The sequence below is a fragment of the Hymenobacter baengnokdamensis genome (assembly GCF_008728635.1).
In the GTDB taxonomy this organism is placed as follows: Bacteria; Bacteroidota; Bacteroidia; order Cytophagales; family Hymenobacteraceae; genus Hymenobacter; species Hymenobacter baengnokdamensis.
The window spans coordinates 1,150,531-1,173,618 of record NZ_CP044285.1; the positions used below are offsets into that span (position 1 = coordinate 1,150,531).

Consider the following 23,088-nt stretch of genomic DNA (forward strand, 5'->3'; position numbering starts at 1 on the left):
AAATAATAAAAAAACGCATTAAAATTAAAAAACCCTTATACAATAAGCAGAGAGGCTTTTTTCAGCTGAAAAAAGATCTTCGGGTAGCCAAACAGCCGTGGTTGAGTGAGGTGAGAACTTGCTGCAGCAGGAAACTTTTATTACATTTAAAATGGAGATTTTTCGCTGATAGCTAATTGATTATCTCGTTTAGTGTCCGGCTTCATTTCTTTCTATTTTCTGCATGAACTTTTTTACGAAAAAAAGCCTGGCCCAGGGCGCTGGGCTACTACTCTTGGTGGGGCTGAGCGTAGGGAATAGAAGCGTTTGGGCTCAGTGCGCCTGTAGCACTACAGTGAGTGGCGCAGCTAACCTCACGCCTGGCCCCAATTCAACGGTGTGCATTGCGGCCGGCACTACCTATACGGGGCAGCTTACTATTAACAAGAGCGGGGTAGTAATCTGTAACAGCGGCACTATCACCGGTACCATTAAGGTTAATAGTGGCGGAGGGGGCGCCATTATTAATAACCTGGGCACCATATCTACCAATACCATCAGCCTGAGCGCTGCGGCTACCCTCAATAATGGGAGTAGCGATGGTGGTGCCACGGTGGTAGCCGCAGCTACCTGGGCGGGCTATATTGGCACGGGAATAACCGTAGCCCCGGTCATCAACAATTACGCTACCTGGCAGGCAGGGCTACAGCCCATTCCGGGCGGCACTATCAATAATAAGGGGGGGGCTACCTGGAATAGCTACCTCAACACGAATGCCAACCTAACCATCAACAATGCCGGCACCTGGAGCACGCAGGTGCAGGAGGGAGGCAACAGCCCTACCATTACCATCAACAACACCGGCACCTGGAACGGTGGCGTAGGCGGCGGCTCCGGCTCCTTGATTATCAGTAATAACACTACCTGGACGCAGGGCTTCAATTTTCCGGGCGGCTCGGCTAATTCCTTTACCAATGCCGTGGGCGCTTCGGCCCCGCTTGCCGGCTACCTGGGCCTGGCCGGCAAAGTGTTGCTCATTAATAATGGCTCCATGAATCTGGGCAGCGGTATGAGCACCATCCCAACTGGCTCGACCCTGCAAAATGGGGCGGGCAGCACGTTCGCGCTCACGGGCGACTTTGTAAACCAGGGCACGGTAATGCAGCAGGGCACGCTTACCATTTCGAATAACTTTACCAACAGCGGCACTATTACGGGGCCACCGGCGCTACCCCGCGGTATCATCCGTGCCGGGAGCTATACGGTTAATAGCGGCAACTTCGGGGCCGATGGCAGCTACCTTAGCTTTTGCGATGCGGGTGCGCCCAGCACTGGCTTCGATTCGCGCGGAGGCACTATCGGCAACAACGTAATCTTTTGCAGTGCCGGGCCTTTGCCGGTTACGCTCACCAGCTTTACGGCGCAGCTGCGCCAGGGCCAGGTGCAGCTGCGCTGGACTACGGCCTCAGAGCTGGGCAATGAGAAGTTTGTGCTGGAGCGCAGCGCCACCGGCGCAGACTTTGCCGCCATTGGGGAGGTGGCCGGGCAGGGCACGGTGCCCACTGCCAGCAGCTACGCCTTCCTCGATGCGCAGCCGCTGCCCGGCCGCAGCTACTACCGCCTGCGCCAGTTCGACCTTGATGGCAACAGCACGCTTTCGCCCGTGGTGAGCGTGAGCCGCGAGCAGGCCCCCGTGCAGCTGTATCCTAACCCTACCGATGAGCTGCTGACCCTTGACCTGCGCTCGCTGCCCGCTACTGCCTGCCCGGTACGCCTGCTGAGCCTGGCCGGCCAGGTGCAGCTCACCCAAACCCTGCTGGGGGGCCAGCTGCAGCCGCTCAGCCTGCGTGCGGTGCCGGCGGGTAGCTACCTGCTCGAAATAAATGCTGCCGCGCCCGGTCGCAGCGTGCAGCGCGTGGTAAAGTATTAGCTCGTCCGAAACGGGTGCCCCCCGCGGGCCAGCCGCCCGGCCAGCTCTACGGCGTAGCGGGCGCGGGTTTCGGGGCGCCGGGCATCAGCTACTTTGCGGGCCATGGCGCGGCGCATCGCGCCGGTATGCGCCAAAAACGCCAGCTCGGCCTCGGGCCAGGCAGCCAGGGCGTCGGCCAGCTCATCGGGCAGGTCAACGTAGTCGGGGTTGGGGTCAGGATATAGTGTTAAGGCTATGTGCTGGCCAATTTGCAGCCCGAGCCGCTGGCACAACGCCTTGCGCAGCAGCAGGTAGCGGCCGCCGCCTTCCAGCGGCAACAGGCCCAGCCGCTCGGTATGGCCGTTGAGGGTAGCAACGACTCGCTTAACAGCCTTGCCACCCAGCGCCTGCCAGGCCTGCTGCGGCACCACCACCAGCTGCGTTGGCATAAAGCTGGGCCCACCAGCTTCGAGCACGGCGCTAAAGCGAACGAGTGGCTGCATAAGCTGACTGTTAAAGCGGATTCTGGGTCAGTGTACGTTTTTTGCCATAATGGCTCCCCCTCTCCTTTTCGGAGAGGGGGCCGGGGGGTGAGGCGAACGCAAGAACAGAACCCGTATACTGACCCAGAATTCGCTCTAATATGGGTATCCCGGCAAAAGTAGCTCAGGCAATCAGCTGCCGCGGCTTAGCTCAGCTGCACTTGCGCCAGCTGCTTGTTGATAAAGTCAATCTCCTCGAAGCTCAGCTGCACGTCGATTGCCTTGGCGTTTTGTACGGCCTGCTCGGGGTTGCGAGCGCCCACCAGCGCCACCGAGATGCCGGGCTGGGCCAGCGTCCAGCGCAGCACAAGCTGGCCGAGGGTCGCGTTTTTGGTTTCGGCCAGCGGCCGGATTTTGTGCAGAAAGTCGTTGACTTTCGTCACCGCCTCGGGCTTGAAAAGGCGGTTGGTGCTGCGCAGGTCGCTGGCATCAAAATGCTGACCGGGCTTGATTTTGCCCGTCAGCAAACCCAGCTGGAGCGGACTATATATCAAAATGGCTTTGTTGTGCTCCTGGCAGTACGGCACAATGTCTTTTTCAATGTCGCGCCGCAACATGCTGTAAGGCACTTGGTTGGACGCCAGCGCCAGCGTCTGCTCGGCTTCCTGCATCTGGGCTACCGAATAGTTGCTGACGCCCGCGGCCCGCACCTTGCCCTGCTCGATAAGACGCTGCACGGCCTCCATCGTTTCGGCGATAGGCGTGGTCACGTCGGGCCAGTGCTGCTGGTAAAGGTCGATGTAATCGGTGCCCAAGCGCCGCAGGCTGTCCTCACACTCCTTGATGATGCTAGCGCGGCTGGCATACTTATACACGTCGAGGTCGTGGCCGCTGTTATCCTTGGTTTTCATGGCGAAATCGCCTTCTGCCAAATCCCAGCGCATGCCAAACTTGGTGAGCACCTGCACTTTGTCGCGCGGCAGGCTCTTGATGGCCTCGCCCACAATCTGCTCGCTCAGGCCCATGCCGTATACGGGTGCCGTGTCGATGCTCGTGACGCCCAGGTCGTAGGCCGCGTGAATAGCCCCCACCGCGTCGTTTTGCTCGGTGCCGCCCCACATCCAGCCGCCCGCCGCCCAGCTGCCGAAGGCGATGCGCGATACGCGCACGTCGGAGCTGCCTACTTTCTGATATTCCATAAGCTACGTAAACTAGATATCGTAAAACGTCTACCGCATTTAGTGACCTACACGGCTGTAGTGCCAGTGCACGTAAACTAGATATCGTAAAACGTCTACCCTTAACCCCGCGGCCTGGCCGAAGGTTACGCTCCGGCCGGCTGGGGCTGGCTGAACGAGGGCCGCCCCCTGTGCGTTAGCCAGGTAAGAAAAACAAACATTTCGCCAGGCTTGCGGCTTCGTGCCTATCCATTGCCTTTGCTTTTTAATTCTATGAAAGTTGAAATCTGGTCCGACGTAGTATGCCCTTTTTGCTATATTGGCAAGCGCAAGTTTGAGAAGGCGCTGGGCGAGTTTGCGCACCGCGCCGAGGTGCAAGTTGAGTGGAAAAGCTTCGAGCTGACGCCCGACTTTGTACCCGTGCCCGGCGAAAGCATCCATGCCTCGCTGGCCAAGAAAAAAGGCGTGCCGGAAGCCGAAGGCCGCCGCATGAACGACTACATGACGCAGGCTGCCAAAGAGGTAGGCCTTAGCTATCAGTTCGATAAAGCCATTCCGGCCAACACCTTCCTGGCCCACCAGCTCATTCACTTCGGGGCGCAGCACGGCCGCCAGGATGCCACTAAGGAGCGCCTGTTTGCTGCCTATTACCTCGAAGGCCGCGACCTGAACTCGGTAGATACGCTCACCAACCTGGCGGCCGAAATCGGCCTCGATGCCGAGGCGGCGCGCCAGGCGCTACTGGCCGGCACCTACGCCGAAGCCGTCCGCCGCGACGAGTACGAAGCCCAGCAGATTCAGGTACGCGGCGTGCCATTCTTCGTATTCGATGATAAGTACGCCGTATCGGGCGCACAGCCCAGCGAGGTATTTGCCCAGGTGCTGAATACCGTGTGGCAGGAAGCGCACCCCAAAGCCCAGCCCGCGGTACTGGCCGATGGCCCCGCCTGTGGCCCCGATGGCTGCGACTAGCCGAGCGAACACGCCGCGCACGAATCCGGAAAGCGAAAGGTCCACTTAACCAGCCTTGGTTTTGCCTTCTGCTTTCCGGATTCCTGTTTTTTCTCTTCATACTTTCGCCACCCGGCCGGGCGTAGGCTTGTAAAAGAGGAGGCTGGCCAAATTACTAAAGTATGCCAAGGGCTCTTGCGAACCGATGAATAACTTGAAAGGTAACTCTTACACCAGTAAGGCTTTAGGTATTTTGGCCTTGCCCGCCGTGGCCGGGCTGTTGGCAGTAGCGGCCTTTCGCAGCCCTGCCGATGGCAATCCTATTCAAGCGATTGCGGAAAAGCTAAGTGAGTATTACGCCCTTACGCGGCCCGAAAAGGTATATCTGCACCTTGACCGCCCGGCCTATGGCACCGGCGAAACCATCTGGTTTAGTGCCTATGTAGTAGATGCCCTCCGCCACCACCCTGATACCCTGAGCCGGGTGCTACACGTAGACCTGCTCTCGCCCGAGCGCCGGGTAGTAGTGCGCCGCACCCTGCGGCTGGCGGGTGGCCGCGCCTACGGCGACCTCGATATCAGCGACACGCTGCAGGCCGGCACCTACCTGCTGCGGGCTTACACCAACTGGATGCGCAATGCCGGACACTCGGAGTATATCTACGAGCGTCGCCTGCAGGTGTGGCCGGCTGCCCCCAATCAGCCCGAAGAAACCGGCGGCGCGGCCAGCTCGGCCAAGTCTTCTACTCACGCCGCTACCGCCGCTGGTAAGGTCGACGTGCAGTTTTTCCCCGAAGGTGGGAGCCTGGTAGCCGGCCTGCCCTCTACGGTCGGCTTTAAGGCCCAGGCACCCGGCGGCCGGGGCGCGGCCATTAGTGGGCAGGTGCTCGATGAGCAGAACAAGCCGGTGGTGGCTGCCTTCAGCAGCCAGCACGCGGGCATGGGGCGCCTGAGCTTTACGCCCGCCGCCGGTCAGCACTACCATGCCCGCGTGAAACTGGCCGATGGCAGTAGCGCCGATTACCCGCTGCCAGCCGTGCAGGCTACCGGCTATAGCCTGCGCGTGCTCGACGCCGGCGATAGCTATACCGTGGAGGCCCGCTACCGCGGAGTGCCTGGTGCCCCGGTGCCCGGCCCGGTGATGCTGCTTACCGAAGTACGCGGCTACCTGGTAGGGCTGGTGCCCCGGTCTATTACCGATGATGGTACGCCCGTGAGCTGGAAGCTTGGCAAGGCGCGCTACCCAAATGGCATTCTGCATATTACCCTGTTTGATGCCCAGCGCACCGCGCAGGCCGAGCGGCTGGCGTTTATCCTGAACGGGCCGCCGGCGCTGCGCGTGGTGCTTACGCCTGATAAGGCTTCGTACGCTCCGCACGACCCCGTGCACGTGAAAGTGCAGGTGAGCGATGCCGCGGGCCAGCCGATAGCTACCAACTTGTCGGTGACGGTGGCCGAGGCCGGCGCGGCCAGCCTCGACCCCGACGCCGGTACAGTAGCCACCAACCTGCTGCTGACCTCCGACCTGGCCGGCTACGTCGAAAACCCTGGCTATTACTTTCAGACTGCTACGCCCGAAACTACCCGTGCCCTCGACGACCTGCTGCTTACCCAGGGCTGGCGGCGCTACGTGTGGAAGGAAGTACTGAGTGGCACCCCGCCCGCTCTGCCGTACGGCGTAGAGCAGAGTCTGACCCTGGCCGGCCAGGTTACTGGTATGGGCCAGAAAGGCATTGCAAACAGTCAGCTCACCTTTATTCAGGCCCGACCCACTCGTAACGTCCTTACGGCCAGCACCGATGCTGATGGCCGATTTCGCTTCACGGGCTTTCCGGGTAAAGACACTTCGGTGGTGACGTTGCAGGCGCGGCGCATCGGCGGCGGCAGCAACGTAATCATCCGGCCCGACCTGGGCCCTCCTACTTTTGGGGCACCCTTGCCGCCGCTGCCGCCCGTGTCGGCAGCTCCGCCGGGTGTGGCCGACTACCTGCGCCGTAGCCGCCAGCAGCAGGTGCAGGAGCGCCAGGGCCGCCCTGAAGGTGATATTCGCAATGTGCAGCTGGGCAACGTAGCCGTAACCGGCAAAAAAGCCCTAGTGCCGCCCGACGACCCCCGCCGCCTGTACCCTGGCGTAGTGGCCAATACGATACTAGACTTTGCCAGTATGCCCGCCGCGCAATCAGGCCTTTCTATTTTTCAGCTGCTTCAGGGCCGGGTGGCCGGCCTCACGGTCACGGGTAATCCGCCCGATGTAACCGTCCAGATTCGGGGCAGCGGCACGCCCATGTTTTTGCTCGATGGCATGAAGGTAGACGATGACGTAATCAATACTATTCCCTCCAACCAGGTAGAGGCGGTAGAAGTCTTTAAAGGCCCCGAGGCGGCTATTTTTGGAGGGGGCTCGGGCGGCGTGATTGCGGTATACACCAAGCGCGGCGACAAAAACTATAAGGGGGACGATGCTAATACCCCCAGCCCCGGCATTATTACGGTGCGCCTCCCCGGTTTTTATCAGGCCCGGGAGTTTTATCAGCCGCGCTACGGCGCGCCCGTACTGAATGCCCCCGCTTCCGACCCACGCCGCCTCACCCTGTACTGGGACCCGCAGATGACGACCAGCATCCTGGGCAAAACCGAGTTTACGTTCTTCACGGCCGATGGCAGCGGCAACTACCAAATCAGTGTCGAAGGCATTAGCGTGAATGGCGACCCCAGCCGGGGCTCCAGCACCATCTACGTAGCCCCTAAAGGCAGGTAAGCGAGTTCAAATCAGCGAAAAAGGCCGGCTACTATACTCGCAGGGAGTAGGGTAGCCGGCCTCGCATTTACCGAGCGCACTGCAGCCGCTAGCTGGCAGCTCGAAAAACCTCGTCTTCCAAACGCTTGAGGCGCGGCTCCTGGTCTTCCAAAGGAGCCAGGCGACGGGCCAGGTCCTCGGCTTTGTCATTGCCGGCACGCATAAGCTGAAGCATTTGCAGCTGTACATTCAGGGTGTCATCCAGCCGGCGCCCGTGTTCTTTCAGCGCCACGCCCTGCTCAATAATGGCTCGGCCGTGCTCCCTTATTTCGGTTAGCATGGCTTCTTGCCGCTGCTCGGTCTGCGTATGGCGGGCCTCCGAAATTTTAAAGATGTTGATGATATCACCAATATGCTCATCAATGTTATCCAGCCGCCGCTCAATGCGGCCGATAACCACACCTTGCTGACCGATAACCTCGCCCTGTTGACGGATAGCCTCGCTCTGCTGACGGATAGCCTCGCCCTGCTGACGGATAGCCTCGCTCTGCTGACGGATAGCCTCGCCCTGCTGACTGACTATAGTAAGCAGTTGGTCCTGCTTGCGGGCTAAGTCCACGAGGAAGCTTTCTAATTGGTCGAAGCGTTTGTTGACATCCATAGGGCAAAGTTTTTTGCGAATATATAGCTGTTAAGCCAGCACAGCTTCATCGGCCCCCAGCTCTACCAGCAGCTGGTGGGCCATGCCCACGTTGCGAATGCCATCGATGGTTAGCTGAAGCTTGTCTTTCTGGTCTTTCATGCGGGCCGTGCGCGGGTGAGTCTGCACAAAGTTGAGCAGTCGCCCAAAGCCTTCCCCTTGAAAGTAAGCCTCGTGTCCCGGCCCGGCGGGCAGGTAGGCACGCAGGGTTTCGCGCTTCAACGTCAGCTTCTCGAAGCCCAGCTTGCCGGCCTGCCAGCGCAGCTTCACAATATCAACAAGCTGCTGCACCTGTTCGGGCAGCGGCCCAAAGCGGTCGGTCATGCTGCTCACCAGCTTAGCCAGCTCCTCCGGCTTCTGGGCCCGGTCGAGCTTGGCATACAGCTGGAGGCGCTCCGACACGTTGTTCACGTAAGTATCGGGGATGAGCACCGGCAGGTCGGTTTCAATCTGGGTGTCGCGCGGGCCGCCGGCGCCATTCAGCGCCCCGGCAGCCACCTGCAGGCGCTGCTGGCTGGTGCTGCCTTCGCCCAGAAACAGGTCTTTAAACTCGGTTTCCTTCAACTCCTGCACTGCCTCGTCGAGCACCTGGTGGTAGGCCTCGTAGCCCAGGTCGTTGATGAAGCCCGACTGCTCGCCGCCCAGCAAATTGCCCGCCCCGCGAATGTCGAGGTCGCGCATGGCCACGTTAAAGCCCGCGCCGAGGTCTGAAAACTCCTCCAGCGTGTGCAGGCGCTTGCGGGCGTCGGCGGGCAGGTTGGCCACCGGCGGCGTCAGCAGGTAGCAGTAGGCCTTGCGGTTCGAGCGGCCCACCCGGCCGCGCATCTGGTGCAGGTCGCTCAGGCCGGTGAGGTGCGCCCGGTTGATAATGATGGTGTTCGCATTCGGAATGTCGAGGCCGCTCTCAATAATATTGGTCGAAACCAATACGTCATACTCGCCCTCCACAAACTTCATCATGCGCTTTTCGAGCTGGTCGCCGTCCATCTGCCCGTGGGCAAACGTGACGCGGGCATTGGGCACGAGGCGCAGTATCATGGCCGCCATCTCCTCAATATCGCTCACGCGGTTGTGCACAAAAAACGCCTGCCCGCCGCGCTTCAGCTCCCGCGCAATGGCGTCGCGCACGATGGTTTCGTCAAATACGTGCAGCTCGGTCTGTACCGGCTGGCGGTTGGGCGGCGGCGTGGCAATCACGCTCAAATCGCGGGCGCCCATCAGCGAAAAGTGCAGGGTGCGCGGTATCGGGGTGGCCGACAGCGTAAGCGTATCCACGTTAACCTTTATCTCCTTGAGCTTGTCCTTGGTTTTAACGCCGAATTTTTGCTCTTCGTCAATGATAAGCAGGCCTAAATCCTTGAATTGAAGCTTCTTGTTGGTCAGCGCGTGCGTGCCGATGAGAATATCGGTGCGGCCGGCCGCCACGCGCTCCATCGTTTCCTTCACCTGCTTCGGCGACTTAAACCGGTTGATATATTCCACCGTCACCGGCAGGTTGGCCAGCCGGTCCCGAAAGGTTTTGTAGTGCTGCATGGCCAGGATGGTTGTCGGCACCAGCACCGCCACCTGCTTGCCATCGGCGGCCGCCTTGAAGGCCGCCCGAATGGCCACTTCCGTCTTGCCAAAGCCCACGTCGCCGCACACGAGCCGGTCCATGGGGTGGGGCTGCTGCATGTCGTTTTTCACGTCTTCCGTAGCCTTGGCCTGGTCGGGCGTGTCTTCGTAGATAAACGACGATTCCAGCTCGGCCTGCATAAAGCCATCCTTGGAAAAGGCAAAGCCCGGCGCACTCTTGCGCTTAGCATACAGCCGGATAAGGTCGGCCGCGATATCCTTTACTTTCTTCTTGACTGACTTTTTCTTATTCTCCCACTCCGGCGAGCCAAGCTTGCTCATGGTGGGCGGCGAGCCCTCCGCGCCGCTGTACTTCGCAATCTTGTGCAGGGCGTGAATGCTCACCGTCAGCACGTCGTCGTCGCGGTACACCAGCCGGATAGCCTCCTGCACGTGCCCGTTTATCTCGACCTGCGTCAGCCCCGCAAAACGGGCAATGCCGTAGTCCTGGTGCGTCACGTAGTCGCCGGGCTGCAAGGTCTTTAGCTCGCGCAGCGTCAGGGCTTTCTTCTTCGAAAACTTGCGCGTCTCCTGCGCCCGGTAATAGCGCTCAAATAACTGATGGTCGGTATATACAGCCAGCCCGAGTTGTTCGTCAATATAGCCTTCGCGCAGGGCAATGAGCAGGTGCTGAAACTGCACGTTGGGGTCCAGCTCGTCGAAAATAGTGCGGAGCCGGTCGGCCTGCCGCACCGAGTCGGCCGCGATGATGGTGGTAAAGTCCCGCACCTTATTCTCCCGAATGTTCTTCAGCAGGCGGTCAAAATCCTTGTGAAAGCTCGGCTGCGGCTTGGCCGTAAACTGAAATTCCTGGCTGTTTTTGAAATAAAACCGCTTGCCGAACTCCACAATGGCAAACTCATCGAGGCATTTTTTCAGGCTCTTGCCGTTCTCAAACAAGTCGGCGGGCTTGGATACAATCTGCATACCGCCGGCCTCGTCCAGCACTTTTTTGAAGTTGCTTTCGGCCTTGTCAAACAGCTCCGTTACCACGTCCAGCGTCTGGCGCAGGTCCTTCACCCACAGGCAGCTGGTGCGCGGCAAAAACTCCAGAAACGACTCGCGCCGCTCCTGCAGCAGCTTGGTTTGCACATTGGGGATAATGCTGACGCTGGTGCGCGGCTCTACCGAAAGCTGCGTTTCCGGGTTGAACGTGCGAATGCTCTCAATCTCATCGCCAAACAATTCCAGGCGATACGGCAGCTCATTGGCGTAGCTAAACACGTCCACGATACCGCCGCGCACCGCATATTGCCCGGCCTCGTACACAAAATCGCTCTTCTCGAAGTCGTACTGCCCCAGCAGCTCGCCCAGGAAATTTACGTCCAGCTTGTCGCCCACTTTAGCCGAAAATGTGTTCTGCACCAGGCTTTGGCGGTTAATCACCTTCTCGCTCAGCGCCTCGGGGTAAGTGACGATGAGCGGAGCCGTACCCAGGGTTGCTACGCTGGCCTGCCGGCTGGCATTGAGCTGGTTAAGCACCTCGGCGCGCATCAGCACGTTGGCGTTTTCCGTCTCGTCAAACTCGTACGGCCGTTTATACGAGCTGGGGAAAAGCAGCGCCTCCGGCCCGTCGGGCAGCAGGTGGCGCAGGTCGGCCATGAAGAGCGTCGCCTCGTCTTTATCGTGCAAAATGAATATATTGGGGTGCGCATAATGCGCGCTGGCTGCCGCTACAACGGCATCCTGCGAGCCTACCAGGCCACGCAGCTGCACCCGCAGCTCCCCGCCCCGCGCCGCATCATCGGCCGGGCGCGTGGGGTCGGCAGGCTTGGCCGCGCCGTGCAGGCGGGCACTCAGGGTTTGCAGCTCGGCATCGAGGCGATAAAGGCGAAGAAAATCAGCTACTTGCACAGGAAGTTAATGGGTGCAGCGTGGCGAATGTGGAAATAAGTAAGTGGCTACTACGGCCTTGCTCATCCCAGCCTATCCACGTTTTCACATTTTTAAATTTGCATATTTATTAAAAACGGCCAGCCCGGCCGGGAGTGATTCCGGTCGGGCCAGGCGCTCAGACAATACCGCTGCAAAGCTCCGAAAGTTTCCGCCGTAACTTAGCCCAATAATTTTAGTAAGATAGTTTATGAATCCGCGCGACCTGCCCGAAGTAGTAGCCGAGTTAATTATCGAAATGCACGAGGTGCGCTCGGAGCTGAGAGATATACGCGCTGAAATGGCTGGCCTGCGCGAGGATATGCGCACCGAAGTAGGTGGCCTACGTGAGGATATGCGCACCGAAGTAGGCGGCCTGCGCGAGGATATGCGGGCCATTCCGGAGCAGCTTGGCATTTCGGTAATGCGGGCGCTGGAACCTTTTCTCAACCGCCTGCTCGAGCGCGACGACCAAATCAAAAGCCACGAAGGCCGTCTGAATACTCTCGAAAAGCCTGCGGTTTAAGTCCTTGCGCGGTTCTGCTCACCTGGCCATTGGCCTCATCACGGGCGTGGCGGTAGCCGGCCTCGTGCGCGGTATTCCGTTTTCGCTGCCCGGCATTGCGCTGGCCGGCTTCTCGGCTCTCGCCCCCGACCTCGACCACCCCGAAAGCCGGCTGAGCCAGCGCCTGGGCTTTGTGCAGGGCTACGTGCGCTGGGCCTTTGGCGCGGCGGCGCTGGGCCTGGCGGCCTATGCCTACTTTATGCTGCGGCCCGGCCCCGACCAACGCCTGAGCTACGTGGCCGCGCTGGCCTTCGGGCTGCTGGGTATCGGCCTGCAGGGCGGCTCGGCCCGGAAGCTGGCGCTGCTGTTTACGGGCCTGGGCACGGTGCTGGCGGGCCTCTACGCCCAGTTTCTGTGGCTGAGTCTGCTGGGCACGTTCATCTCGCTGGCCCCCTTTACCTCGCACCGAACCTGGACGCACACGCTCTGGGCCACGGCATTCTGGACGTATATCGGCTACCTGGCCAACCAGGCGCTGGGTTGGCACGGCGTGGCCTACTACGCCGGGGCGGGCTACGCCTCGCACCTGCTGGCCGACTCACTGACCAAATCGGGGGTGCGCTGGCTGATGCCGCTGACCGATTTCAGCTTCAAAATACCCGTGCTCAGCACTGGCACCAAGACCGGCAATGTGTTGGAAGCGGCCATCTGCCTGGGCTACGGACTGCTGGTGCTGGGCCTCGTGATTGGGCGGGTAGGGTTTTGAAATGAATAACTTGTGTATGTTGCTGTTCTGTCTTAGCTTCGCGTCGGAGCGAATGGCATGGTGGCGGGAAAAGTATCCTGCCTAAGTCATACCAGGGCGGTGAATTTATCGCCATGCCCCCCGTTATTCATTGTTTTTTAATGTGTTAGTCTGCCAGACTTTTATTCGGCGGGCTTTATTCCAACTGCTACCCATTCTCAAAATTTTACCCCCACCAACTTACCAGTTTTTATGAACCAGATGAATAGTCCGCTCATCCGGGTCGGCGTTTTCTACGACGGCAATTATTTCCTTAAAATAAGCGATTATTATTATTTTCAGCATGAGCGTAAGGCCCGTATCAGTCTCGAAGGCCTGCACGAATTTATTAGGCATCAGGTAGCTGAGGAAGAAGACGTTGACGTACGTCTGGCGCAGATAACTACTTCCCATTTTTTCCGGGGCCGGCTATCGGCAACCGAAGCCCGCGACAAAGACCGACTCTTTCACGACCGCCTGCTCGACGATATTCTGATGAACCTGGGCGTGTGCACGCACTACATGCCCCTCAAAACCCGCGACGGCCGCCTGCAAGAGAAAGGCATCGACGTGTGGCTCAGCCTCGAAGCGCTCGAAATGGCGCTGCACAAAACCCTCGATGTGGTCGTGCTCATTGCCGGGGACTCCGATTACGTGCCCCTCATTCGCAAGCTCAACACCGTGGGTACCCGCGTGATGCTGCTCAACTGGGATTTCAAATACGAAGATTTCAAGGGGGAAACCCGCGTAACCCGCGCCTCGCAGCACCTGCTTGAGCAGGCCACTTACCCGGTAGCTATGCACGCCGTTATCGACCGCGGCTTGCAGGAGCAGGATGAAGTGGTGGAGAATATGTTTGTGACGCAAAGCGAGCCGGCCGCGTTTGCTACCCTGCCGGCCCCCGCAGCCACCAATGGCAGCGCCAATGGGTTTGCAGCGGCTGCTACTACAGCTGCCGCAGCCGCCGCAAGCCGGGCCGTGCGCCCCACCGGCCCCACGGCGGCCGGCCCGGTTGGCACCATCGGCATCAGCACTATTAAGAATCTGAAAAACGGCTTCGGATTTGTCGTAATGCCCCCTAACAACTTGTTTTTCAGCTACGCAGATTTATCGGAAGGCGACTTCAACGACCTGCGCGAAGGCGATTGGGTAGAATTTACCGTGGGGCGCAACCACCGCGATGAAGATTGCGCCCGCAACGTGCGCAAAGTTGCCGCTCCCAATATGGTCGGCGACGAAGAGGGTGACTACGAGCCCAGCGCCGTACCGCAGTCGGTAGGCGCAGAGCTGTAAGGCCATCCACGTACCAAAAAGCAGCAAAGGAAATGGCCGCCGCCCGGCGGCCATTTCCTTTGCTGCTTTTTGGAAAGCGCCCGGTTAGAGCTGCCGCTTGGTGGCGGGGTAGCGGTTGAAGGTGCCCATGCCCTGCGCTACGGCGAGGGGGTGGGCATCGGCAGGGTCGGCCTGGCGATAAATGCTGCCGCTTACTACCACAATAGACTTGCCGGCGTGCTGCACCTGCGCCACGGCCCGCAGCTCGTCGCCGAGGTGTACCGGGCGCAGGTAGTTGATTTTAAACTCCACCGTCGATACGAGGTCGCCGGCGGTGAAGGCCTGCGTAAGCGCCGCCGCGCCCAACACTGCATCCATAAGCCCGGCCAGCACGCCGCCGTGCGCCGTGCCCGGCGATGACAAATGCGCCTCCTGAATGCGCATCCGGTACTCGGCCTGGCCAGGGGCCGGCACGGTGAGCTCCATGCCATTGGCCCGGCCATATAGATTAATTTGATTGTAACGGGCTACTAAGTCAGTCCAGTCGGTGGGTTGGGAAGGCATTGGTGGGAAGTAAAGAGTACAGGAGGCGGCCAGTATATAGCGTAACCGTAAGCCTCACGTAAACGGCCGCCTGCCTGCAAGCTAACGCCGCCGGTCGGCCGCTACCTTTGCCGGGCTTAAATTGGCGGGCAGTAGCTGGTATTACCTGGTTTGCCAGCCTCCTGAGCGGCTGTTTTCACCTTCTATTTCAGATAACCATGCCTTCCTTCGACATCGTCAGCAAAGTAGATTCGCAAACGCTGGAAAACGCGGTAAATACCGCGAAGAAAGAGCTGGCCACCCGTTACGACCTGCGCGATACCAAGGGTGGCCTGGAACTCGACAAAAAAGGGAATACCATTCAGCTCAGCTCCGAAAACTCCATGCGTATCAAGGCCCTGGAGGATATTCTGCTTACCCGCATCGTAAAGCAGGGTATCGACGGCACGGCGCTCGACTTCACGGCCGAAGAGCAACCCAGCGGCGCGCTCGTTAAGAAAACCATTAAGGTGCGCGCCGGGGTCGATAAAGATGCTGGCCGCAAGATTATCAAAACTATCAAGGATAGCAAACTAAAGGTCGAAGCTCAGATGCAGGACGACCAGATTCGCGTAACGGCCAAGAAAATAGATGACTTGCAGGCCGTTATTGCCCTGCTGCGCCGCTCCGACAACGGCCAGCCGCTGCAATTTGTTAATATGAAGTCGTAGTGGCAGCTGCCGCGCTGAAGCAGCCGACCTGAACAAACGAGCGGCAGACGCTGACAGCCGGGCCGGGGCAGTTGACTTTTGCCCCGTTGCCGTTTCATGTAGCTTACATTCGCCCTATTTCCCTGGTTAGAAAATTTGTCACCTTTCGCTGCCTTTTCCTCCGAGCACTTTGCCGCCTTCTCACAGTTGCAGACCTGGGTAAGCCTGCTCACGCTCACGCTGATGGAAATCGTATTAGGTATAGATAATATTATATTTATATCTATTACCGTTAATCGTCTGGCACCGGCTGAGCAGGCGCGGGGCCGCACCATTGGCTTGCTGCTGGCGCTGGTGTTCCGCATCGGGCTGCTAATGAGCATCTCCTGGATTGTGAGCCTGCGCTCGGCGCTGTTCACGCTCAACCTGCCGCCGCTGGTCGAGCACTTTGGCGTGAGCGGCCGCGACCTGATTTTGCTGGCCGGGGGCTTATTTCTGATGTACAAAAGCACCACCGAAATACACACCAAGCTTCAGGGCGAGGAAGAGGAGGTGCGTGCGGGTGCCGCGCATGCCATGCTGCCGGCCATCATCCTGCAAATCATCATTATTGATATCGTATTCAGCTTCGACTCTATCCTGACGGCCGTGGGGCTGGTAGATAATGTGCTGGTGATGATAGCCGCCGTTATCTGCGCCATGGGTATTATGCTGGCCTTTAGCGGGGCAGTGGCCAACTTTGTCAACCGCAACCCGACCATCAAGATGCTGGCGCTGTCCTTTCTCATTATGATTGGCTTTATGCTGGTAATGGAGGCGGCCCACAAAGAAGTGGAGAAAGGCTATCTCTATTTTGCTATGGCCTTTTCCTTCGTGGTGGAGCTGCTGAATATGCGGCTGCGCCGTAAAGCCAAGCCGGTGTCGCTCCGCGATTCACCCTACGACTAGGGCAGCTGCCTTATTCGGAAAGGCAGCGCAGCAGCTCGGGCACGCTGCTGAGCACGCGCTGCTGCGCCAGGTCGAGCAGCCGGCGGTTGAGCTCGCGGCGGTGCCGGCGATAAAACGCCAGCTCGGCCAGCGTTAGCTGGCCCGTTATCAGGCCAATGATACTGGCCCGCAGGCGCGTGTGCCGGGCCAGCAGCTCGCCGAGCAGGCGGTTGGCCTCGGTGGCATCGGCCGTGGCCAGGGGCAGGCGGTAGTCGAGGGCGACATCGGCCACGGCGGCCAGCAGCACCGGCTGCTGAAGCTTTAGGAGGGGCCGCAGCACCTGCTGCTGAAAATCGGCCACCGTGGCCGGGGTAGGAATAGCGGCCGGCTGGCCGGCAATGGCGGGGCGCAGGGCCAGCAGCGCCGCATCGGGCCGCGTGAAGGGAATAGAAGCAGACATAGGAAAAGTAGTTTACGTGCATAAAAAAAGCCCGGCCGAAGCCGGGCTTTTTTGTAACTGTTCGGGCCGCTTAGTGCTGAATGGTCACTTTGGTGGTGAAGTTGCCTTCAGTGGTCGTAACGCGAATTACGTAGAGGCCGGTGGCCAGGCGGCTGGTATTCAGCTCTACGCCGCTCTGCTGCATCTGCGCCGCGGCTACCGAGGCTTGCAGCACCGTTTTGCCGAGCAGGTCAATTACTGCTACCTGAATTGGGGCAGCGCTGTTGAGCTGCGTACGCACAGTGAGGCGGTCCTGGGCCGGGTTCGGATAGGCTTCCAGCGCCGGGCCTACTCCCGTGGTGTTCTTGCTGGCCAGCGCCACCAGCTTCACATTGGGCGGCAGGTCAAACGCTTCCTTCACGTTGGTGAAGCGCACCGTTCCATTTACCCGGTCGCCGGTTACGGCGCTGTAGCCCATACCCCGGCGGGCAAACACGTTCCAGATGAGGGCCGAGTTGGCCGCACGGTTGGTGAGCGAGTCGGCCCGCAGAATAGCGTCGCGGCCGTCAAGGAAGCCTGGGTTGCAGACCTGAATTTTGCAGCCGTCGAGCACCAGCTTCAGCGCTTTGTTGTTGCCGCCCGTAGTGCCATAAATGTCAGTATTGTAGCCATACTTATAAATAAACTGCCAGTTGAGGTCCCAGAGCACGGCGGCCCAGATTTCGCCCAGGCTGTGCGACTCCTGGTAGCTGGTGCCAAACTTGCCGGTGCTTGAAACCAGCCCGTAGGTAAGCGACGAACTGCTGAACTTAGTGGTGTAGGGCTGGGTACGAATGCCCGGGCCGACGGCGCTGGTCTGTCCTTCTACATAGGTGCCCATGTAGCGGTTGGCGCTGCCATCATCGCCGGGCTTGGTGGTCATCCAGAGAGCAAAGAAGTCGCTCCAGCCTTCGCCCATCTGCTGGGTGTAGACGGGGGCCGCCGAAGTACCTACGTTGGCAATGAGACAGCTGGAGTTGGCCGGGCCGCCCGTGAGGCGGTTACTGATACCGTGGCCGTATTCGTGCGACATAATACCATTATCAAACGAGCCGTCCCAGTCAGCATTTACTACGGTTACGGCCGAGCCGTTGAGGGTAGCGCCCCCAAGCATGGCAGCCCGCAGCTTAAAGCCATCGGCGCCGCTAATGAAGACAGCCGGAATGCGGATACCAACCGTGTCGGTACCGCCAAAGCTAACCTGGTTGGTAGTGGCCAGCGAGTCGAATACGATAACGCCGGTGGCCCCGTTAGCCTGCGCCAGCTTCACTTTGGTGGCGAAGGCGTTGGTCATTTTGGGGGTAAGCTGCAGTTGCGGGCAGCCACCCCGCTGAATGAACGCAATGTTGCCACTGACGGCAGCCGCGTTAACATACGTTTTGCAGCCGTGGTCGCCGCCGTCGGCCGATACGCCGTCATTTACGAGCACCAGCTTGCCGTTAAGCGGCTTTTTAGTCAGTGAAGGGCCGAAAGCAACGGTAGAGAATGGGTAGGTGCCTACTACTCCCGAGGCCCCGGTACCCGTGCCAGTGATGGTAAGTACGTTCTTCTGGTTGTCCCAGAGGTACATCTGCATGGTGCCGCTGCTACCATCGTTCGGCGTCGAGAAGTTGGCGTTGTTGCGGCCGCTACCGTCCTGCGACTCCGCTCGCACGGGGTCGAGGCCAGCGCCCTGGCCAGTCAGGTTCTTATACTGAAAGTTGCCCGATACCTCGTCAAACCCGTGAGCCATCATGACGTCGTGCATCATGTTGTTCACGTAAAACAGGTTAGTAGTGGCGGCGTCCAGGTTTTGGCGGGCCCCTGTCGACTGCACAAACGGGAAGTCGAAGCTCAGCGTGGGGCCGCCATCGGGGGCCGAAGTCGCCAGGGCGTAGTTGGCCGCGCCGGGGCCACTGGTTGTGTTGCTGTTGTCGTCATAAGCCGCTACGTTGTTGCCCCGCGTGATGTACCGGCCAGTCGACAGAAACGAGTAGGAGTCGGCAAAGGTGCCGGTTGGTGCCTGCGCCACGTGCCAGCCAATGGGCGAGTAGGTAGAGCCTACCGGCGCCAGTGGAATGGCTGTGCGGGCCCCCTGGTTAGGGCTTTCCAGCGGAAACGGAATAGCAGTCAGGCTACTGGCTGCACTGGTGCTGCTCACGCTCAGGGGCGCGGTGGGCGCCTGGGCCATGCCGAAGGCCAGCGCCTGCTGCTTCTTACGCTGAGCATTCAGCCGAAACTGGTTAAACGTGGTTTGCTCACTGACCGTGTAGTCGTTCTGCTCCACCAGGCGGCCGGTTTGGGCGTCCACCCGGGCATTCCAGTGGTGCTGCTGGTCGAGCTGCGCGATGGTTACGTTCCACACGAGCACGAGCTTGTCATCAACTCGCGTATACATCAGGCGTACCGGAATATCGTTCTCCGAAATACCACCATTGTTAAATACTACTCCGTCGGCGGCGCGGGCGTCCGTTACGGTGCGCAGGGCTACCGGCCGGGGCAGGCCCAGGCCCAGGGCTGCCGCCGCTACCGCTTGGTCGGGTGTGAGCGCCGGCGTGGCCGAGGGCGCAATTACCGCCGCGCCCTTTACAAAGTCCTGCGTCGAGAACACAACCTTACCCGTATTATCGGTGTGAATGGCCCCCGTGGCTCCAAACACGGCCAGGCCATTCACCTGCTGCTGCAAGTAGGTGTGGGTGAGGCCGGTGCTGGCGTCAAAGTATGAGCTGGTGATGATGGGGCTGGCTACATCAGCCGCTGTCAGGCCCTGCGCTTTGCCTTTGGCAGCAAAAGCCGATAGCGCGGCGGTAGGGGCCGGCTGCTGGGCAGCGGCCAGGCCCGGCAGGGCCAATGCCGTTGCCAGGACCAGTGCCCGGCGCCCGGAAGGAGTAGAGAACAATGTCATAAAGGGAGGAAAAAGGGAAAGAAAGCAGTGAAACTTACCAAAAATAACCAAGTAATCGCAATTTTCAGCCCCAATGATAGGGAAAAAAACCAGAATGTTCACAAATTATTCAAAAACGCATCTTTTATTCCTGCCCGTACGGTCCGAATACGTCTAGCTTGGTTAATATATCCCAAAGTACCACGCCCGCGGCCACGCTCACATTAAGCGAATGCTTGGTACCCAGCTGCGGTACTTCAACCGAAATATCGCATAAGGCTAATATTTCATCAGCTACTCCGAAAACCTCATTGCCCAGCACCAGGGCCAGCGGCTGGCCAGGCCGCGGCCGAAACTGCGGCAGCACTACGGAGCCGGTAGTTTGCTCCACCGCTACCAGCTGGTAGCCGGCGGCTTTCAGCTCCTGCACGGCTTGCAGGGTAGTGGCAGTATGCTCCCAGGCTACCGACTCGGTACTGCCCAAGGCAGTTTTGGTGATTTCGCGGTGCGGGGGCTGGCCCGTAACGCCGCAGAGGTAAATTTTTTCGAGGGCGAAGGCATCGGCCGTCCGAAAAACGGCTCCCACGTTGTGCAGCGAGCGCACGTTGTCGAGCACCAGTACGACCGGGCTTTTGGGAGTAGCTTTGAAATCGGCCACGGGCAGGCGGTTCAGCTCCTGCATGGTGAGTTTGCGCATAGAAGAAGCGCGAACTTTGTAGTTCGCGGTGATGGTTTAAAAAAGCTGTACTAGCCGCGCTGCTTACCTTTTCTGCTTTCTAACGCGAGCCTCAAAGTTCGTGCTTCTGCCTTGTCTACCACGCCTGCTCCCGCCGCCCCCGTCAAGTTTGCCATTAAGTCGCTGGGGCCCGACCACATCAAGCCCGAGTCGGTAGCCGATACGCCGCTCATGCGGCAGTACTACCAGCTCAAGCAGCAGCACCCCGGCGCGGTGCTCTTGTTCCGGGTGGGCGATTTTTACGAAACCTTTGGCGAAGACGCCGTTACGGCCGCCCGTATTCTCGACATCACGCTCACCAAGCGCGGGGCGGGCACGGCTAGTGAGGTGGCGCTGGCCGGCTTCCCGCACCATGCCCTCGACAACTACCTGCCCAAGCTGGTGCGCGCCGGCCAGCGCGTGGCCATCTGCGACCAGCTCGAAGACCCCAAGCAGGCTAAAGGGTTGGTGAAAAGGGGGATAACCGAGCTGGTGACGCCCGGCGTGAGCCTGCACGACAATACCCTGGAGCGTCGCCAGAACAACTACCTGGCTGCCGTGCATTTTGGCAAAACGGAAGCCGGTATCTCGTTTCTGGATATCAGCACCGGCGAGTTTCTGGCCGCCCAGGGCACGCTCGAGTACCTGGGCAAGCTGCTGCAGAATTTCCGGCCCGCCGAGGTATTGTTCTGCAAGCGCAGCCGCGCCGAGTTTGAGGGCAATTTTGGCCCCGACTTCTGCACCTATGCGCTCGATGAGTGGGTATTCGGCACCGACTATGCCCACGACACGCTCACGCGGCACTTCCGCACTACCTCGCTCAAAGGCTTTGGGGTCGATAACCTGAAGGAGGGCGTGATTGCGGCCGGCTGCATCCTGCACTACCTGGCCGAAACCAAGCATACTGATATTCAGCACATAGCCAGCCTGGGTCGGCTTGAGGAGGACAAGTACGTGTGGCTCGACCGCTTTACGGTGCGCAACCTCGAGCTGGTGCAGGCCCAGCACCCCGGCGGCGTGCCGCTGATTGATATCCTGGACCAGACTATTACGCCGATGGGCGCGCGGCTGCTGCGCAAGTGGGTGGTGCTGCCGCTAAAGGAAGTAAGCCAGATTCAGCGCCGCCTCGATACGGTAGCCGCTCTCGTGGCGGCCCCCGAGCTGCTGGAAGAGGTGCAAACCCACCTGCGGCCCATCAACGACCTGGAGCGGCTCATCTCGAAGGTGGCGGTGCGCCGCGTAAATCCGCGCGAGCTGCTGCAGCTGGCGCGGGCGCTCGAAAGCATGGCCCCGCTGCGCGAAAAGCTGGCCGCTTCGGGCGTGCGGGCCCTCGAAAAGCTGGCCGACCAGCTCAACCCCTGCGCCTCGCTGCGCCAGGAGATTCAGACCAAAATCAGGCCCGATGCGCCGCTGCTCACCAACCAGGGCCACGTCATTCTGGATGGCGTGGATGCGGAGCTCGATGAGCTGCGGGCGCTGGCTTTTTCGGGCAAAGACTACCTCCTGAAGCTGCAGCAGCGCGAGCAGGCCGCTACGGGTATCTCGTCGCTGAAAGTAGCTTATAACAAGGTGTTTGGCTATTACCTGGAAGTCAGCAACGCCCACAAAGCCAAAGTGCCGGCCGAGTGGATTCGCAAGCAGACCCTTGTAAACGCCGAGCGCTACGTTACCGAAGAGCTGAAAACCTATGAGGAGAAGATTCTCAATGCCGAGGAGCAGCTGTTCGTTATCGAAAGTCGCATTTACCAGGAGGTAGTGCTGGCGGCGCTCGACTTCGTGAGCCAGGTGCAGCAAAATGCCCGGGCCATTGGCGTGCTCGATTGCCTCACCTCGTTTGCGGCCACGGCGCGGCAGCACCGCTACGCGCAGCCGGTGGTAAACGATGGGCCGATGCTCGACATCAAAGGCGGGCGGCATCCGGTGATTGAGCGCGGCCTGCCGCCGGGCGAAAGCTATATCCCGAATGATATATGCCTGAGCCAGGACGACCAGCAGATAGTGGTGATAACCGGCCCGAACATGGCCGGCAAGTCGGCGCTGCTGCGCCAGACGGCCCTCATCGTGCTGCTGGCCCAGATTGGCTCGTTCGTGCCCGCTGATGCGGCCACGATTGGCATTATTGACAAGATTTTTACCCGCGTCGGCGCATCCGATAACCTGAGCAAGGGCGAAAGCACGTTTATGGTGGAGATGACCGAAACGGCTTCCATCCTGAATAATCTCTCCAATCGCAGCCTCGTGCTGATGGACGAAATCGGGCGCGGCACCAGTACCTACGACGGCATCAGCATTGCCTGGGCTATTGTGGAGCACCTGCACAACAACCCTAAAGCGCGGGCCAAAACCCTGTTTGCCACTCACTACCATGAGCTCAACCAGCTGGCCGACGACTGCCCGCGGGTGCGCAACTACCACGTGGCCGTGCAGGAAGCCGATGGCCGGGTGCTGTTTTTGCGTAAGCTGCGGCCCGGCGGCTCCGAGCACAGCTTCGGCATTCATGTGGCCCGCATGGCTGGCATGCCGCCCGCCGTGGTGCTGCGGGCTAATGAGATTATGCACCACCTGGAGCAGGAGCGCACCCAAACCGGCCAGCCCGGCGCGGCGGACTCCGCCGCGCCTACCGAGTTTGACGACGTGCTGGCGGGCCTCGCCGACCAGCCCCAGCCGGCGCAGCCCCGGCCCCGCGCCACCACCGCCATGGCCACCCGGCCTACGGTGCAGCTTAGCATGTTTGAGCCCGGCGACCCGGCTTTAGAGCACCTGCGCGAATTACTAAAAAGCCTTGACATTAATACCCTTACGCCCATTGAGGCCCTGCTTAAGCTTCAGGAGCTGAAAGGCGTAGCCGGAGTAGACGGGCGGGCCGGTTAATATATTAAATATCGTATAT

The 23,088-nt window shown here is 59.8% G+C and carries 17 protein-coding genes; 9 read left to right on the plus strand and 8 right to left on the minus strand.

The window, feature by feature from the left end; genetic code table 11:
• Positions 1-223: 223 nt before the first annotated feature.
• A complete protein-coding gene (locus F6X24_RS04910; protein WP_151086901.1) occupies positions 224-1,909 on the plus strand; it encodes a T9SS type A sorting domain-containing protein in 1,686 nt (561 codons plus the stop codon).
• On the opposite strand, the gene F6X24_RS04915 is transcribed toward F6X24_RS04910, so the two are convergent.
• Complete coding sequence (locus F6X24_RS04915; RefSeq protein ID WP_151086902.1) at positions 1,906-2,391, minus strand: YdeI/OmpD-associated family protein; 486 nt, start codon at positions 2,389-2,391, stop codon at positions 1,906-1,908. The two genes, F6X24_RS04910 and F6X24_RS04915, sit on opposite strands and share 4 nt — an antisense overlap.
• A 185-nt stretch (positions 2,392-2,576) precedes the next feature.
• Positions 2,577-3,569, minus strand: coding sequence for an aldo/keto reductase (locus tag F6X24_RS04920; RefSeq protein WP_151086904.1), 993 nt, complete (start codon positions 3,567-3,569; stop codon positions 2,577-2,579).
• Positions 3,570-3,821: 252 nt separating this feature from the next.
• On the opposite strand from F6X24_RS04920, the gene F6X24_RS04925 reads away from it, so the two are divergent.
• Both F6X24_RS04925 and F6X24_RS04930 read left to right on the plus strand, forming a co-directional pair.
• The gene (locus F6X24_RS04925; RefSeq protein ID WP_151086905.1) at positions 3,822-4,520 is read left to right on the plus strand and encodes a DsbA family oxidoreductase; all 699 of its coding nucleotides are present in this window, start codon (positions 3,822-3,824) and stop codon (positions 4,518-4,520) included.
• 184 nt (positions 4,521-4,704) lie between these two features.
• On the plus strand, positions 4,705-7,257 hold the full coding sequence (locus tag F6X24_RS04930) for a TonB-dependent receptor plug domain-containing protein (protein WP_151086906.1): 2,553 nt from the start codon (positions 4,705-4,707) through the stop codon (positions 7,255-7,257).
• Positions 7,258-7,345: 88 nt separating this feature from the next.
• Here F6X24_RS04930 and F6X24_RS04935 read toward each other — a convergent pair whose 3' ends face one another.
• Together F6X24_RS04935 and mfd are read right to left on the minus strand one after the other, a co-directional pair.
• Positions 7,346-7,897, minus strand: coding sequence for a hypothetical protein (locus tag F6X24_RS04935; RefSeq protein ID WP_151086908.1), 552 nt, complete (start codon positions 7,895-7,897; stop codon positions 7,346-7,348).
• Between the two features lie 30 nt (positions 7,898-7,927).
• Positions 7,928-11,404, minus strand: a complete 3,477-nt coding sequence (mfd, locus tag F6X24_RS04940; protein ID WP_151086910.1) for a transcription-repair coupling factor — start codon at positions 11,402-11,404, stop codon at positions 7,928-7,930.
• Positions 11,405-11,633: 229 nt separating this feature from the next.
• Here mfd and F6X24_RS04945 point away from each other — a divergent pair, with 229 nt between their 5' ends.
• From F6X24_RS04945 to F6X24_RS04955, 3 genes are all read left to right on the plus strand, one after another.
• Positions 11,634-11,948, plus strand: coding sequence for a hypothetical protein (locus tag F6X24_RS04945; RefSeq protein ID WP_151086911.1), 315 nt, complete (start codon positions 11,634-11,636; stop codon positions 11,946-11,948).
• Between the two features lie 4 nt (positions 11,949-11,952).
• Entirely contained in the window at positions 11,953-12,693 is a 741-nt protein-coding gene (locus tag F6X24_RS04950) for a metal-dependent hydrolase (protein ID WP_191906464.1), read from the plus strand.
• A gap of 231 nt (positions 12,694-12,924) precedes the next feature.
• The gene (locus F6X24_RS04955) at positions 12,925-14,004 is read left to right on the plus strand and encodes an NYN domain-containing protein (protein WP_151086915.1); all 1,080 of its coding nucleotides are present in this window, start codon (positions 12,925-12,927) and stop codon (positions 14,002-14,004) included.
• Between the two features lie 84 nt (positions 14,005-14,088).
• On the opposite strand, the gene F6X24_RS04960 is transcribed toward F6X24_RS04955, so the two are convergent.
• Positions 14,089-14,547: a PaaI family thioesterase gene (locus tag F6X24_RS04960; RefSeq protein WP_151086916.1), complete on the minus strand. Its 459-nt coding sequence runs from the start codon at positions 14,545-14,547 to the stop codon at positions 14,089-14,091.
• A gap of 197 nt (positions 14,548-14,744) precedes the next feature.
• Between F6X24_RS04960 and F6X24_RS04965 the strand changes: the two genes are divergently transcribed.
• On the plus strand, positions 14,745-15,236 hold the full coding sequence (locus tag F6X24_RS04965) for a YajQ family cyclic di-GMP-binding protein (RefSeq protein WP_151086918.1): 492 nt from the start codon (positions 14,745-14,747) through the stop codon (positions 15,234-15,236).
• 222 nt (positions 15,237-15,458) lie between these two features.
• Positions 15,459-16,163, plus strand: coding sequence for a TerC family protein (locus tag F6X24_RS04970; RefSeq protein ID WP_151089518.1), 705 nt, complete (start codon positions 15,459-15,461; stop codon positions 16,161-16,163).
• Positions 16,164-16,173: 10 nt separating this feature from the next.
• On the opposite strand, the gene F6X24_RS04975 is transcribed toward F6X24_RS04970, so the two are convergent.
• The 3 genes from F6X24_RS04975 to F6X24_RS04985 all read right to left on the minus strand — a co-directional run bounded on the left by F6X24_RS04975 (position 16,174) and on the right by F6X24_RS04985 (position 20,180).
• A complete protein-coding gene (locus F6X24_RS04975) occupies positions 16,174-16,602 on the minus strand; it encodes a hypothetical protein (protein WP_151086919.1) in 429 nt (142 codons plus the stop codon).
• 70 nt (positions 16,603-16,672) lie between these two features.
• Positions 16,673-19,504 carry a M36 family metallopeptidase gene (locus F6X24_RS04980; RefSeq protein WP_151086921.1) on the minus strand — a complete coding sequence of 944 codons (2,832 nt, stop codon included), beginning with the start codon at positions 19,502-19,504 and terminating at the stop codon, positions 16,673-16,675.
• 124 nt (positions 19,505-19,628) lie between these two features.
• Positions 19,629-20,180, minus strand: coding sequence for an RNA methyltransferase (locus tag F6X24_RS04985; protein ID WP_151086923.1), 552 nt, complete (start codon positions 20,178-20,180; stop codon positions 19,629-19,631).
• Positions 20,181-20,390: 210 nt separating this feature from the next.
• On the opposite strand from F6X24_RS04985, the gene mutS reads away from it, so the two are divergent.
• The gene (gene mutS / locus F6X24_RS04990) at positions 20,391-23,069 is read left to right on the plus strand and encodes a DNA mismatch repair protein MutS (protein WP_151089519.1); all 2,679 of its coding nucleotides are present in this window, start codon (positions 20,391-20,393) and stop codon (positions 23,067-23,069) included.
• The last annotated feature ends 19 nt before the right edge of the window (positions 23,070-23,088 follow it).

What these genes read in the sequence shown, in the direction of transcription:
- F6X24_RS04960 (WP_151086916.1), bottom strand. Translation starts at nt 14,547, where the DNA reads ATGCCTTCCCAACCCACCGACTGGACTGACTTAGTAGCCCGTTACAAT.
- F6X24_RS04955 (WP_151086915.1), top strand. Translation starts at nt 12,925, where the DNA reads ATGAACCAGATGAATAGTCCGCTCATCCGGGTCGGCGTTTTCTACGAC.
- F6X24_RS04930 (WP_151086906.1), top strand. Translation starts at nt 4,705, where the DNA reads ATGAATAACTTGAAAGGTAACTCTTACACCAGTAAGGCTTTAGGTATT.
- F6X24_RS04935 (WP_151086908.1), bottom strand. Translation starts at nt 7,897, where the DNA reads ATGGATGTCAACAAACGCTTCGACCAATTAGAAAGCTTCCTCGTGGAC.
- mutS (WP_151089519.1), top strand. Translation starts at nt 20,391, where the DNA reads ATGCGGCAGTACTACCAGCTCAAGCAGCAGCACCCCGGCGCGGTGCTC.
- F6X24_RS04985 (WP_151086923.1), bottom strand. Translation starts at nt 20,180, where the DNA reads ATGCGCAAACTCACCATGCAGGAGCTGAACCGCCTGCCCGTGGCCGAT.
- F6X24_RS04980 (WP_151086921.1), bottom strand. Translation starts at nt 19,504, where the DNA reads ATGACATTGTTCTCTACTCCTTCCGGGCGCCGGGCACTGGTCCTGGCA.
- F6X24_RS04925 (WP_151086905.1), top strand. Translation starts at nt 3,822, where the DNA reads ATGAAAGTTGAAATCTGGTCCGACGTAGTATGCCCTTTTTGCTATATT.
- F6X24_RS04965 (WP_151086918.1), top strand. Translation starts at nt 14,745, where the DNA reads ATGCCTTCCTTCGACATCGTCAGCAAAGTAGATTCGCAAACGCTGGAA.
- F6X24_RS04920 (WP_151086904.1), bottom strand. Translation starts at nt 3,569, where the DNA reads ATGGAATATCAGAAAGTAGGCAGCTCCGACGTGCGCGTATCGCGCATC.
- F6X24_RS04970 (WP_151089518.1), top strand. Translation starts at nt 15,459, where the DNA reads ATGGAAATCGTATTAGGTATAGATAATATTATATTTATATCTATTACC.
- F6X24_RS04915 (WP_151086902.1), bottom strand. Translation starts at nt 2,391, where the DNA reads ATGCAGCCACTCGTTCGCTTTAGCGCCGTGCTCGAAGCTGGTGGGCCC.
- F6X24_RS04910 (WP_151086901.1), top strand. Translation starts at nt 224, where the DNA reads ATGAACTTTTTTACGAAAAAAAGCCTGGCCCAGGGCGCTGGGCTACTA.
- F6X24_RS04975 (WP_151086919.1), bottom strand. Translation starts at nt 16,602, where the DNA reads ATGTCTGCTTCTATTCCCTTCACGCGGCCCGATGCGGCGCTGCTGGCC.
- F6X24_RS04945 (WP_151086911.1), top strand. Translation starts at nt 11,634, where the DNA reads ATGAATCCGCGCGACCTGCCCGAAGTAGTAGCCGAGTTAATTATCGAA.